This is a genomic window from Streptomyces sp. NPDC042100, from assembly GCF_055582325.1.
In genome coordinates, this window is record NZ_JBVJDK010000004.1 from 306,632 (window position 1) to 319,146 (window position 12,515).

At 75.3% G+C, this 12,515-nt stretch carries 13 protein-coding genes; 9 read left to right on the forward strand and 4 right to left on the reverse strand.

The window, feature by feature from the left end; translation table 11 throughout:
- Positions 1-66 precede the first annotated feature (66 nt).
- Positions 67-306, reverse strand: coding sequence for a chaplin (locus ACZ6J5_RS11275; RefSeq protein WP_469390105.1), 240 nt, complete (start codon positions 304-306; stop codon positions 67-69).
- A 379-nt stretch (positions 307-685) separates the two neighbouring features.
- On the opposite strand from ACZ6J5_RS11275, the gene sigK reads away from it, so the two are divergent.
- From sigK to ACZ6J5_RS11300, 5 genes are all read left to right on the forward strand, one after another.
- Positions 686-1,279, forward strand: a complete 594-nt coding sequence (gene sigK, locus ACZ6J5_RS11280) for an ECF RNA polymerase sigma factor SigK (RefSeq protein WP_469390107.1) — start codon at positions 686-688, stop codon at positions 1,277-1,279.
- Entirely contained in the window at positions 1,276-2,025 is a 750-nt protein-coding gene (locus ACZ6J5_RS11285) for an anti-sigma factor (RefSeq protein WP_469390109.1), read from the forward strand. Before sigK ends, ACZ6J5_RS11285 begins: the two co-directional genes overlap by 4 nt.
- Positions 2,026-2,190: 165 nt before the next feature.
- Entirely contained in the window at positions 2,191-3,477 is a 1,287-nt protein-coding gene (locus ACZ6J5_RS11290) for a class I SAM-dependent methyltransferase (protein WP_469390111.1), read from the forward strand.
- Between the two features lie 265 nt (positions 3,478-3,742).
- Entirely contained in the window at positions 3,743-4,357 is a 615-nt protein-coding gene (locus ACZ6J5_RS11295; RefSeq protein ID WP_469390113.1) for an alpha/beta fold hydrolase, read from the forward strand.
- A 56-nt stretch (positions 4,358-4,413) separates the two neighbouring features.
- Positions 4,414-4,809, forward strand: coding sequence for a DoxX family protein (locus ACZ6J5_RS11300; protein ID WP_469390115.1), 396 nt, complete (start codon positions 4,414-4,416; stop codon positions 4,807-4,809).
- Between the two features lie 169 nt (positions 4,810-4,978).
- On the opposite strand, the gene ACZ6J5_RS11305 is transcribed toward ACZ6J5_RS11300, so the two are convergent.
- The gene (locus ACZ6J5_RS11305) at positions 4,979-6,178 is read right to left on the reverse strand and encodes an MBL fold metallo-hydrolase (protein ID WP_469390117.1); all 1,200 of its coding nucleotides are present in this window, start codon (positions 6,176-6,178) and stop codon (positions 4,979-4,981) included.
- Between the two features lie 129 nt (positions 6,179-6,307).
- Between ACZ6J5_RS11305 and ACZ6J5_RS11310 the strand changes: the two genes are divergently transcribed.
- Both ACZ6J5_RS11310 and ACZ6J5_RS11315 read left to right on the forward strand, forming a co-directional pair.
- Positions 6,308-7,486, forward strand: a complete 1,179-nt coding sequence (locus tag ACZ6J5_RS11310) for a Glu/Leu/Phe/Val dehydrogenase dimerization domain-containing protein (RefSeq protein WP_469390119.1) — start codon at positions 6,308-6,310, stop codon at positions 7,484-7,486.
- Between the two features lies 1 nt (position 7,487).
- Positions 7,488-8,180, forward strand: a complete 693-nt coding sequence (locus ACZ6J5_RS11315) for a TetR/AcrR family transcriptional regulator (RefSeq protein WP_469390121.1) — start codon at positions 7,488-7,490, stop codon at positions 8,178-8,180.
- Here ACZ6J5_RS11315 and ACZ6J5_RS11320 read toward each other — a convergent pair.
- Together ACZ6J5_RS11320 and ACZ6J5_RS11325 are read right to left on the reverse strand one after the other, a co-directional pair.
- The gene (locus ACZ6J5_RS11320; RefSeq protein WP_469390123.1) at positions 8,165-8,965 is read right to left on the reverse strand and encodes an SIMPL domain-containing protein; all 801 of its coding nucleotides are present in this window, start codon (positions 8,963-8,965) and stop codon (positions 8,165-8,167) included. The genes ACZ6J5_RS11315 and ACZ6J5_RS11320 overlap by 16 nt on opposite strands.
- Positions 8,966-9,062: 97 nt before the next feature.
- Positions 9,063-10,181, reverse strand: a complete 1,119-nt coding sequence (locus tag ACZ6J5_RS11325; protein WP_469390125.1) for a glycoside hydrolase family protein — start codon at positions 10,179-10,181, stop codon at positions 9,063-9,065.
- A gap of 158 nt (positions 10,182-10,339) precedes the next feature.
- On the opposite strand from ACZ6J5_RS11325, the gene ACZ6J5_RS11330 reads away from it, so the two are divergent.
- Both ACZ6J5_RS11330 and ACZ6J5_RS11335 read left to right on the forward strand, forming a co-directional pair.
- Entirely contained in the window at positions 10,340-11,299 is a 960-nt protein-coding gene (locus ACZ6J5_RS11330) for an STM4015 family protein (protein ID WP_469390127.1), read from the forward strand.
- On the forward strand, positions 11,296-12,489 hold the full coding sequence (locus ACZ6J5_RS11335) for an STM4014 family protein (RefSeq protein WP_469390129.1): 1,194 nt from the start codon (positions 11,296-11,298) through the stop codon (positions 12,487-12,489). Before ACZ6J5_RS11330 ends, ACZ6J5_RS11335 begins: the two co-directional genes overlap by 4 nt.
- Positions 12,490-12,515: the final 26 nt, after the last annotated feature.

A 12,515-nucleotide genomic window follows, 5' to 3' on the forward strand; every position in this document is an offset into this window, starting at 1 on the left:
GGGTCACCGGTCCGCGCCGCCCCGTCTTGTCGGCGGCGGACCGGGGCTCTTGCCCTCGGCGGTCGGTCAGGCGTTGACGCAGGTGTTGCCGAAGGCCGGGTTCAGCAGGCCGATGACGCTGACGGTGTTGCCGCAGGCGTTGACCGGGATGTGGACGGGCACCTGGATGAGGTTGCCGGAGCCGACGCCGGGCGAGTACGCGGCCACGCCCTGCGCGCCCGCGTCGGCGGACGCCACCGAGCCTCCGGCCACCACGACCGCGCCGGCGGCCAGGGCAACGGCCAGACCTCGTCGCACACGCACCATGTTTTGCACCTTTCGTGAGGATGGCGGCCGCCCAGAGATCCCGTACGGCCGGTGAGGTATCCCGTGAGCTTCCTCGGGAGCCCCTCACGCATGGTGTTCGCGACTGTTCTCCCGCCGGTTTGGTGCCGGCGCTCCGCGTCCCTCGAACGGGTTACCCGCAGGTGGCGCAGGTGGCGAAGAGCCCGCCCATCCGCAAGGCCGTCCGCTACGAAGAACGGGCGACACACGAACAGATTCCCCACAGCGGACCGTCTCCGGGGACGGTCCGGCACCGTACGAGCGACGACACAAGGAGCGGCATGCGATGGACGCCCCGCCCCCCGACGGCCGGCCCAGGCCGCCGTCCCTGCGCCTTCTCCCCACGGGCGGAGCGGCGAAGGTGAACCAACCGATTCCCTTCGGCGCCGACCGCCCCACCGACACCGGCCGCAACGACCTCACCGAGGTCATGCGGCAGGTCGCCCACGGTGACAAGCAGGCGTTCTCCGCCCTCTACGACGCCCTCGCACCCCTGGTGTTCGGCATCGTGCTCAAAGTCGTACGCGACCGGTCCCAGTCGGAGGAGGTGGCCCAGGAGGTGATGATCGACCTGTGGCGGCAGGCCGCCCGCTACCGGCCCGAAGCAGGCGCCGTCAGAACCTGGGCAGCGACCATCGCCCACCGCAGGGCCGTCGACCGGGTCCGCTCCGCCCAGGCCGCCACCGACCGCGAACACGCGCGGGCGGCCCGCGAGCACACCACCGCCTTCGACGAGGTCGCCGAACAGGTCGAGACCCGCCTGGAGTCCGAACAGGTACGCCGCTGCCTGCGCGGCCTGACCGAACTCCAGCGCCAGGCCGTCACCCTCGCCTACTACCAGGGCCTGACCTACCGTGAGGTCGCCGAGAGCCTGCACACGCCGCTTCCCACCATCAAGACACGCATGCGCGACGGACTGATCCGGCTCCGCGACTGCATGGGGGTGACCACATGAACCAGCACCACTCCGACCTCCACGCCCTCGCCGCCGCCTACGCCCTGGGCGCAGTCGACGACGACGAACACAAGGACTTCGACGCCCATCTCCGGACGTGCGAGGCATGCCGGCAGGAAGCAGCCGAGTTCGAGGCCACCACGGCGCGCCTGGCCGTGGCCGTCTCCCAGACTCCCCCGGCCACGACCAAGGCACAGGTCATGGCCGCCATCGACGGTGTACGCCAGCTGCCCCCGCGTGTCCCCGCGCCCAGGGCGGTGCCCGCCCTCGGTGGCTTCCTGCGTCGTCGTGCGGTGCCTTGGGCGCTCGCCGCCAGCGTGGCCGCCGCCGTGCTGGGAGGCGTCGCGGTCTGGCAGACACAGAACGGACAGGAGCTGGAGCAGCAGGCCCGCCAGGCCCAGCAGCAGCTCGACGCGGTCAGTGCCGTCCTGGCGGCCCCCGATGCCCGCACCGCGCACGGCAAGGCGGCCAACGGCGCCGTGACCACCGTCGTCGCGTCCGAGCAGCGGAACCAGGCCGTCTTCACCGCCGCCAACCTGCCGGCGCCCGGTGCCGGGAAGACCTATCAGCTGTGGCTCGACCACGACGGCACCATGCGCCCGGCCGGACTCATCGACCACGACGGCACGGTGATCCTCGCCGGGAACCCCGCCGACGCGGGCGCCGTCGGCCTCACCCTCGAACCCGACGGCGGCTCTCCCCAGCCCACCACCGACCCCCTGCTCCTGATGGCCCTGCCCACCTGACCGGCCGCCCGCACCCGCGCAGAGACTCGACAGTCATGAAAGGCCCGCCCGCAACCGCCCGGTCTTCCAGCGCATGTGGGAGTTCTACCTCGCCTGCTCGGAAGCCGGATTCCACTCCCGCTACCTCGACGTCCGCCAGCTTCTTCTCACCGAAGGGACCCCCCGATGAGCCCCGCCGCCGACCGACTCGCGCAACTCCTCGGCCACTTCCTCCCGGGGCCGCTCCCCGTGCGCGTCCGGGCCTGGGACGGCAGCCAGACGGGCCCCGCCGACGCGCCCCTGGTGGCCCTCCGCTCGCCCGACGCGCTGCGCCGCCTTGTGTGGCAACCGGGCGAGCTCGGCCTGGCCGAGGCGTACGTCACCGGCGACCTGGACGTCGAGGGCGACCTCGCCGACGCCCTCTCCACGGCCGGCCGAAACGTCCGCGACCGGCCCGCGACCCGCCCCGGACCGGCGGGCCTGGCCGCGGCCACCGCCCTCGCCGTACGCCTCGGTGCTCTCGGACCGCCCCCGAAGCGCCCCGACGGGCGGGCCCGCCTGACCGGCGGCCTGCACAGCGTCGCGCGGGACCGCGCGGGCATCAGCCATCACTACGACCTCTCCAACGACTTCTACGCCCTCCTCCTCGACGAGACGATGGCGTACTCCTGCGCCTACTGGACCCGGCCCGACGATCCGGCCTACACGCTGGCCGACGCGCAGCGCGACAAACTCGACCTGATCTGCCGCAAACTCGGCTTGGGCCCCGGGGACAGGCTGCTCGACGTCGGCTGCGGCTGGGGCTCCCTCACCGTCCACGCGGCGCGCGCACACGAAGCCCGCGTCACCGCGGTCACCCTCTCCCGCGCCCAGCACGAGTTCGTCACCGCGCGCGCCGCGCGCGAGGGAGTGTCCGACCTCGTGGACGTCCAGCTGCGGCACTGGCGCGACATCGACGGCGGCGGCTACGACGCGGCCGCGGCCGTCGAGATGGGCGAACACGTCGGCGACGCCGAGTACCCCGCCTTCGCCTCCGCACTCCACGACGCGCTGCGCCCCGAGGGCCGCCTCCTGGTCCAGCAGATGTCCCGCGGCTCCCACGCACCCGGCGGCGGGGCGTTCATCGAGACGTACATCGCCCCCGACATGCACATGCGCCCCGTGGGCCGCACCGTGGACGTGCTGGAGACCTCCGGTCTGGAGGCCCGCTCCGTCGAATCGCTCCGCGAGCACTACGCGACCACCATCGACGCCTGGCGCTCCACCCTCGAACAGCGCTGGAGCGACATCGAGGCCCTCGTCGGAACGACCACCGCCCGCGTCTGGCGGCTCTATCTGGCCGGCGCGTCGCTCGCCTTCTCCGAACGCCGCATGGGCGTCGACCAGATCCTCGCCGTGCGGCCCGCCCGCGAGGGGGCGTCCGGCATGCCGGCGACCCCCGCAGCCTGGTACGCCGAGGCGGGGCCGGCGTGAACGGCACCGCCTGGGGCGCCCTCGGCGTCAACCTCGCCGTCTGCGCGGCCCGCAGCAGCGGCTTCCTCCCGCTGCCACCCCGGAGAACCGCTCGTGGCACACCGGAGAGGACGCGATGAGCAGATCCGAGCGAAGCAGCGCCTTCCCCGCTCTCCACCTGCCCGAGCCCCGGTTTCTGCCCGCGGCCGGTGCGGTCCTGCTCTTGCACGGCGGACGTGCCGACTCCCTCGCGCCCCCGCCGCCCCTCAACCTCCCCGACCTGAGGATGAGGGCTTTCGCCCGTGCGCTCGGCCAGGACCCCCGCCACGCCGACGTCCTCATCGGGTACGTCCGCTACCGGACGCGCGGCTGGAACGGAGAACGGGCCGACCCCGTCCACGACACGCGCCGGGCCCTGGCCGACCTTGCCGACCTGGCCGGCCCTCTGCCCGTGGTGCTGCTCGGGCACTCGATGGGCGCCCGTGCCGCGCTGCGCGCCGCCGACGATCCGCACGTCCGTGGCGTCGTGGCACTCGCTCCCTGGTGCCCTCCCGGTGAGCCGGTCACCCACCTGGCGCATCGCACCGTGATCGCCCTCCACGACCCAGCCGACCCGGTCACGTCCGCCACCGACACCTGGGCCTGCCTGCGCCGCGCTGAGGCGGCCGGAGCCCGCGTCCGAGGCATCCGCATGCCCGGCGGCCGCCACACCATGATCGGCCGCTCACGCCTCTGGCACAGCCTCGCCGCCCGCGGCACAGCCGACGTGCTCGGCCTGGCAGCCCCGCCCGGCGCCTCTGACCCGGAGACGATGTGGGGCGCCGGGCCGCTGGACGCCGTCATGTTCGTCCCGTCCGCCGGCGAGCGTCACCCGATCCGTCCGCGCCGCCGCCGCAGCTGATCGGTCTCCCGGACGCCGGCTCCTACGCCCTGCTGTCTCCTGATCGAAGGAACCCCATGTCCTCTGCTCGTTCCGCGCTTCTGCTCGCCGGTCTGATGGCCTCGGCGGGCCTCGCTCACTTCGCCGCCCCCACGCGGTTCGACTCCATCGTGCCGCGCTCTCTACCGGGCAGCCCCCGGGCCTGGACCACGGCCAGCGGCGTGGCCGAGCTGGCCCTGGCCGCCGGTCTCGCGCTGCCGGCGACCCGAAGGGCGAGCGCCCACGCGACCGCTCTGTTCCTCGCCGGAGTGTTCCCGGCGAACGTCAAGATGGCCTACGACTGGCGTGACCGCTCGGCAACGGCGAGAGCCGTTGCCTACGCGCGGCTTCCCCTCCAGGTCCCGCTGGTCCTCTGGGCCCGCCACGCCGGTATGCCGGAGGTCCGGCGTGGCCCCGTCGGCGACCACGGGTGAGAAGGAGCACTGAGGTGGCGAGAAGTGTGAGCACTTGGGCGATGACGACGCGATTCCCGTCAGTGGACCAGGCCGGTTCGTACATGAGCACGCAGTGCACGACCACGCTCCTCGCCCGAGAGGCGAGTCAACGGGGCCACGACCCTGCCCCGCTCGTCCTCACCCGACGTCACCGATCACCCGCCAGGTCGAGATCACGCTCGGACGCCTCGACAGGGATCTGCGCCGACTTCGGCCGGCGCCACGGATGAGCGATCGGCTGGGACACTCCCCGCCACCAAGCATCCGCGGGCAGCCTCCCCGCCGGCTCGAACGGCTCACCAGGACGAGGAAACGCCACCGCCTGCCCGACCTCCTCGACCGCGTCCCGCGTCCACTCCCCCGGCTCCGCCCACGGATGCGGGGCGAGGTTGAAGGTGCCCCAGTGGATCGGCAGCAGGACGCCGTGCGGGGCGCCGCCCTGGAGGTCGAGGTGGGCGCGGACGCCCTCGGCCGGGGTCATGTGGATGTCGGGCCAGTACTCGGAGTAGGCGCCGATCTGGATCATGGTGGCGTCGAAGGGACCGTGCGCGGCGCCGATCTCGGCGAAGCCGGAGAAGTACCCGGTGTCGCCGCTGTGGTAGATCCGGTGCTCCGGGCCCTCGACGACCCAGGAGGCCCAGAGGGTGTGCTGCTGGTTGCGCAGCCCACGGCCGCAGAAGTGCCGGGCCGGGGTCGCGGTCAGCCGCAGGCCGCCGACCTCGGTGGACTCGGTCCAGTCCAGCTCGCGCAGCCGCGAGGCGGGCACGCCCCAGTGCTCCAGGTGGGCGCCGACGCCGAGCGGCACCGCGAAGACGGTGCCGGTGCCCGCCAGCGCCTTGATCGTCGGCAGGTCGAGGTGGTCGTAGTGGTCGTGGGAGATCACGACGACGTCGACCGGGCCGAGCGCGGCCAGCGGTACCGGCACGGGGTGCAGGCGCCTGGGGCCGGCGAAGGCGAAGGGGGAGCAGCGGTCGCCCCAGACCGGGTCGAAGAGCACCCGGCGGCCGTCGATCTCGGCGAGGACGCTGGAGTGCCCCATCCAGGTGATCCGCAGGCCCGAGGCGGGCGGGCGGGCCAGGTCGGCGAGGGTGGTGGGGTGGACGGGGATCGTGCCGGTGGGGGCTCGGCGCGCCCGCGCCTCCTTCTCGAAGTAGATCTTCGCGAACTCGACCGTGGAACCGGACGGCCGGTGCCGGGCCCGCTCCGGGTTCTGGAAGACGCCGTCCGCGTAGTTCGGGGAGCGGCGGATGCGCGCGAGGCGCTCGCCCGTCGGGTCGGCGCCGAAGGCCTCGGGGCGCAGCGCGCGCAGCCGTGCCCGCAGGGAGTGGTCGGGGCCAGTGCCGGTCACAGGACCTCCTGAAAGTCGAGGATCTTCTCATTATGGGCGGCCCGCCGGGTCCGGCGCCCGGACGATCGGTGATACTGAACCGCCATTCAGTAGAGCCGGGAGCACCCGGGAGTACCGAGGAGTACGCCGATGAGCGCCGCCCCCTTGTTGAGCGTCGACTGGACCGACCACGTGACCGGCCGCCGCGGCCACCTGGTCGTGGACCGGCTGGTGCGCGGGGTGGCCAGCGGCGGGCTGCGGATGCGCGAGGGGTGCACGGCCGAGGAGGTCGCCGGGCTGGCGCGCGGGATGACGATGAAGGAGGCGCTGCACTACGACCCCGCCGCGCGGTACGTGCCGCTGGGCGGCGCCAAGGGCGGCATCGACTGTGATCCGCGCTCGCCCGAGGCGTACGGGGTGCTGGTCCGCTACCTGCGGGCGATGCGCCCGTACATCGAGCGCTTCTGGACCACCGGCGAGGACCTGGGACTGACCCAGGACCTGGTGGACCGGGCGGCGGCGGAGGCGGGGCTGGTCTCGTCGGTCCAGGCGGTGTACCCGCTGCTCGACGACGAGGCGGCGGCCCGCGCGCGGCTCGCCGACGCGTTCGCGCTGGAGGTGGACGGGATCGGCCTGGACGAGCTGGTCGGCGGCTGCGGCGTGGCCGAGGCGGCGCTGACGGCCCTGGACCGGGCGGGCACGCCGTACGCCGGGGCGCGGGTCTCCGTGCAGGGCTTCGGGACGATGGGCGGGGCCACCGCGCGCTTCCTGGCCCGCGCGGGGCTGCGGGTGGTCGCGGTCGCCGACGTCGGGGGCACGATCGTGAACCCGGCGGGTCTGGACGTCGAGGCGCTGCTGGCGGCGCGCGACGCGTACGGGGCGGTGGACCGGGCGGCGCTGCGGCCCGGGGACCGCGAGGAGGCCGGGGACGCGTGGCTGGGCGTGGACGCGGAGGTGCTGGTGCCGGCCGCCGTCTCGTACGCCGTGGACGCGGCGAACCAGGAGCGGGTGCGGGCGCGGCTGGTGGTGGAGGCCGCGAACATGCCGGTGCTCCCGGAGGCGGAGCGGCTGCTGGCCGCGCGCGGGGTGACGGTGCTGCCGGACGTCGTCGTCAACTCGGGCACCAACGCCTGGTGGTGGTGGACCCTCTTCGGCGATGTGGAGGCCGACGCGGACGCGGCGTTCGCGCAGGTCAGGAGAGCGATGCGGAGGCTCGTCGGGCAGGTGCTCGACCGCGCGGACGCGGACGGCGCCGGCCCGCGCGCGGCGGCGCACGCCCTGGTGGAGGAACGGCTGCCGGAGATCGCCGAGCGCTACGGCTGGTACTGACGTGGCGCGCGTGCGGCTGGACCCTGCCCGGCGGCGCGAGGCGCTGCTGCGCGCGGCCGTCGCCCGGATCGAGGCCCGGGGCGTCGCGGCGCTGCGGATCGCCGACGTGGCGGCGGACCTCGGGGTCAGCGCGGCGCTGGTGGTCTACCACTTCGCGAGCAAGGAGCAGCTGGTCGCGGCGGCCTTCGCGCACGCGGCCGAGGAGGACCTGGTCCGGCTGCGCCGGGTGCTGGACCGGCCCGCCCCGGCGCTGCGCCGGCTGCGGGCGGCGGTCCGCTGGTACGCCCCGACCGGCCGGGCGAAGGGCTGGCGCCTGTGGATCGAGGGCTGGGCGGTCTCGCTGCGCGAACCGGCGCTGCGCGAGGTCGCCGGGGCGCTGGACCGGGAGTGGAAGGCCGCGCTGGCCCGGGTGATCGCGGAGGGCGCGGCGGCCGGCGAGTTCACCTGCCGGGACCCGGCGGGCACGGCCTGGCGGCTCACCGCCTTCCTGGACGGCCTGGCCGTCCAGAGCACCGCCTACGCCGGCGCGCTTCCCCGCGCGACCCTGCTGTCCTGGGCGGACGAGGCCCTGACCCGCGAGCTGGGCCTGGCGGGCAGGGGCGGCCCGGACGCGTGTCGCCCGGACACCGCCCGGCCCGGCCCCGCCGGTGCGGGCCCGGCGGGGGCGGCCGAGGCGCCTCAGACCAGCTCGTAGACCGCCGTCACCGACACGTGCTCCTCGATCTCGCCGGGGGCGAGGGGGACGCTGTCGCCGCCGTCGGCGGGGGCGCTGGGCAGGGCGCCGGGGGTGGGGCGGACGCTGTCGCCCTCGGTGAGGGAGACCAGCCGGCCGAGGCGCCGACCGCTCAGCGCGGCGTGCTGGGCGGCCTTGTCGCGGGCGTCGCGGAAGGCCGCCTCCCGCGCCTTCGCGCGCAGCGCGGTCGGGTCGGAGACGTCGAAGGAGACGCCGTTGACCCGCCCCGCGTCGCCGGTCGCGTCGCTGACCGCGCCGATGACCTGCCCCGCCCTGTCGATGTCGCGGACCTTGACGGAGAAGCTCTGCCCGGCCTGATAGCCCGTCACCTTGCTCTCGCCCTCGGGCGTCTGGGTGTAGACGGGCGAGAGGGACAGGCTCTCGGTGCGGATGTCCCGGTCGGCGATGCCCTGGGCGCGCAGGGCGGCGAGGAGGGCCTTGGCCGCCTCGCTCTGCGCGGCCATCGCCTCCTTGGCGGTCGCCCGGGTCGCCTCCACGCCGACCGAGACCACGGCCAGGTCGGGCGCGGCGGACGCCCGCCCGCTCCCGCTGACCGTGACGGTGGTGGCGGCGGTCCGCTCGGCGGCGGTCCGGGCCGGTCCGGCGGCGGCGCTGCCCGGCCCGGCGGCGACGGCGGGGGCGGCCGCGCCGAGCAGCAGTCCGCCGAGGACGGCCCCGACGGCGAGCGCGCGCCCGGTGCGGACGGAGGAGCGGGCGGGCTGGCTTCCGGGGTGACGGGGCGTCATAGGTGGTCCCTTCGGGGATGGTGGTCGGCGCGCACATCCCACCAGCCGCCGCCCCCGGCGGCGCAGCGCCACTCCTGGCGCGCCCGCGTCCTTCACCTCAGCAGGCGAGCGCGAGCGGCGGGCGCCACACCCCGCCGTCCCCGGCGACGCCCGCCGTGGGCGTGTAGGCGAGCGGCACCAGATGGGTGGCGGCGGCGGCCTCGTTGCGGGTGCCGAGCCAGAGGTCGATGACCTGCCAGGGCCGGCCGTCGACGACGGAGACGGTTCGGGGCTGGCCGCCGCAACTGCTGGCGTCGAAGACCCGCCGCCCGTTCGCGGGCGCGCTCCAGCCGACGTTGCCCGGCGCCTCCCAGCCCGAGTAGAGCGAGGGTGCGGTGGCGTAGCCGACCGGGGTGCCCGCGCAGTAGCCGCAGGCGGGGTCGGCGTAGGTCAGCACGTACAGGCGCGCGACGGGGTCCCAGTAGCCGCCGGGCCCCTCGACCTTGCGCAGTCCGGCGACCTTGCGGACGCCGACGCCGCTGCCGCCGCTCCCCCACGGGTCGAGTTGCTCGATGTTGAGCTGCGCCGCGCCGGGCAGGGTGCAGACCAGGGCGGGGGGTTCGCCGGGGGTGCCGGAGTCGATGAAGCCGAAGTCGCCGTTGCCGGCGCAGACGCGGAGCGCGGGCTTGCGGTACCAGCCGTCGGGGGCGGCGCCGGGGCCGCAGGGTCCGGCCGCGGAGGCGCAGCCCATCGTGTTGTAGGCGTTGTTCCGCTTGTCGACGGTGTAGTGCCGGGGGCTGTTGAACCACAGCACGAACGCGCCGTCGTCGCGGCCCCAGCCGGAGCGCCGGATCATGCGCGGGTTGAAGCAGCCCTGCCCGGTGGAGCCGCAGGTGTCCTGCCAGGAGTCGTCGGTCCAGGGGTCCACCGTGGTGGGGTCGAAGAGCTGCCTGGGGGTGCTCCACGGGCCTCGGGGCGTGGGCGCGGTGGAGACGCCGAAGCCGCACCAGGGGGTGCTCCTGACCAGCCACTCGAAGCCGCAGGCGTACATCGTGCCGTACAGGTAGTACGTGTCGCCGAACTTGGCGAGCTGGCCGTCGTGGAGGTCGATGCCGGAGATCGTGAACGCGGGCGGCGCGGTGTCCCGCCCGGGTGCCGCGGCCGCCGCATGCGGCGCCGGGGAGTACAGCGCGGCCACGGCGAGCAGCAGGGTGGCGAGGGTCTGACGGACGCGCACGGGCGACCCCTCCTCCGGGTCCTGGGACCCCGGTCCTGGAACGGCGGTCCACCGATGATCCCGCCGCCGCCCCGCCGCCCCGGGCCCGCCACGCCCGTTGTCGGTGCCGCTTGGTAGAACTTCTGGAACCACCCGAAACGACGTCGTCTGGAGCGCTCATGACCATTGGGGTTCACCTGCGGGACTTCCACGGCCTGCCCGTGTTCGAGTTCCCGGCGCCAGGGGCGGCGGTCGAGCTGCCCGAGGCCGCCTCGGTGGCCTGGCGGCTGTCCGCTCCCACCTACGCCGAGCCCGGGGAGGAGAGCTGGGAGCCGCTGTTCGAGCGCTTCCTGGCGACCGTGGACACCGCCGCGGTGCGGGCCGTCGTCGTCGGCGGCTGGGAGGAGGCGTACGACACCTCGTCGGCCGCGATCGTGAAGGCGATCGTCGGGGCGAACGACCGGCTGACCGGCCTGGAGGCGGTGTTCCTCGGCGACATGACCGTCGAGGACTGCGAGATCTCCTGGATCATCCAGTCCGATGTCACCCCGCTGCTCGCCGCCTACCCGGCGCTGCGCGAGCTGGGCGTGCGCGGCGGCACCGGGCTCGCCTTCCCGCCGGTGTCGCACGGCGGGCTGCGCGCCCTGGTGCTGGAGACCGGCGGGCTGGGCGCCGAGGTGGTGCGCGGCGTCGCGGCCAGCGAGCTGCCCGCGCTGGAGCGGCTCGAACTGTGGCTGGGCACCGAAGAGTACGGGGCGGACACCACGGTCACGGACCTGGCGCCGCTGCTGTCCGGGGAGCGGCTGCCCGCGCTGCGCTCGCTGGGGCTGCGCAACAGCCACATCCAGGACGCGGTCGCCGCGGCCGTCGCGGGCGCGCCCGTGGTGGCCCGCCTGGAGGAGCTCGACCTCTCCATGGGCGTGCTCGGCAACGTGGGCGCCGAGGCGCTGCTGGCCGGGCAGCCGCTGACGCACCTGCGCCGGCTCGGCCTCTCCCACCACTACATCTCGCCGGAGGTGGCCGGGCGGCTGACCGCCGCACTGGCCCCGCACGGGGTGGTGGTGGACCTCGACGACCCGCAGACCCCGGAGGACGACGGCGACGGCGAGCTCTACCGGTACGTGGCGGTCGCCGAATGAGCTCCGCCCCGCCCCTGGTCGTCGTGGGCAACCCGGAGGGCCGCCGGGTGCGGCTCTTCGGGGACGCGGCGCTCGCCGCCGGGCTGCCCCGGCCGCGCGTGGTGCCGTGGCTCGACGTGCTGCGGGGCGGGGCCCGGCTGTACGCGGGGGAGTTCGTGCGGCTCGACTCCCCCGGCGAGGAGCCGGAGGTGGACCGGCTGCTGCGGGACGTGCCGGAGCCGACCCGCGTCGAGGGCACGGGCCGGTGGTACGCGCGCTTCACGGCGGCGGTGCGGGGGCTCGCCGACGCGGCGCGGGCGGCCGGCGCGGTGCTCCTCGACGACCCGGAGGAGCTCGCGGTCCTCTTCGACAAGCGGCTCGGGCACGCCCGGCTGCGCGCCGCCGGGGTCCCGGTGCCGCACGCGCCGACCTCCGGGGCGGCGGCCCCGCCGGTCACCGGCTGGGCGGACGTGCGGGCGCTGACGGAGGGCCCGGGGATGCGCCGGGTGTTCGTGAAGCTCGCGCACGGCTCCTCGGCCTCCGGGGTGCTCGCCCTGGAGACGGCGGCCTCCGGCCGGGTGCAGGCCACCACCTCGGTGGAGCTGCGCGCCGACGGGCGGCTGCACAATTCGCTGCGGGTCCGCCGCTACACGACCGAGCGGGAGATCGCGGCCGTCGTGGACGCCCTCGCCCCGGACGGGCTGCACGTGGAGCGCTGGCTGCCGAAGGCCGCCCTCGGCGGGCGCGCCGCCGATCTGCGGGTGGTGGTCGTCGGCGGCCGCGCCACCCACGCCGTCGTGCGCACCAGCCGCTCCCCCATGACCAATCTGCATCTGGGCGGCGCCCGGGGCGACCTGGGCGCCGCGCGGGCCGCGATCCGCGCGGCGGGGGGCCGCTTCGAGGAGGCGCTGGAGATCTGCGAGCGGGCCGCCGCGGCCTTCCCCGGCACCGGCTGCGTGGGCGTGGACCTGCTGCCCGGGGCCGGCTGGCGCCGTTTCGCGGTGGGCGAGGTGAACGCCTTCGGCGATCTGCTGCCCGGCCTCGGGGGCCTGCCGGGGAGCGGCGCGGAGGGCCTGGACACTTACGGGGCCCAGATCGCCGCGCTCCCGCGACGCGCTCCGGGGCCCGCCGGCACCCCGGCCCGTACCGCCCCCGGCGCCGCTCCCGGCCCGGCCTCCCCCGCCCTCCGCACAGGATCGAGCACGCCGTGACCTCGCCCCCCTTCCCGCCACCGCCG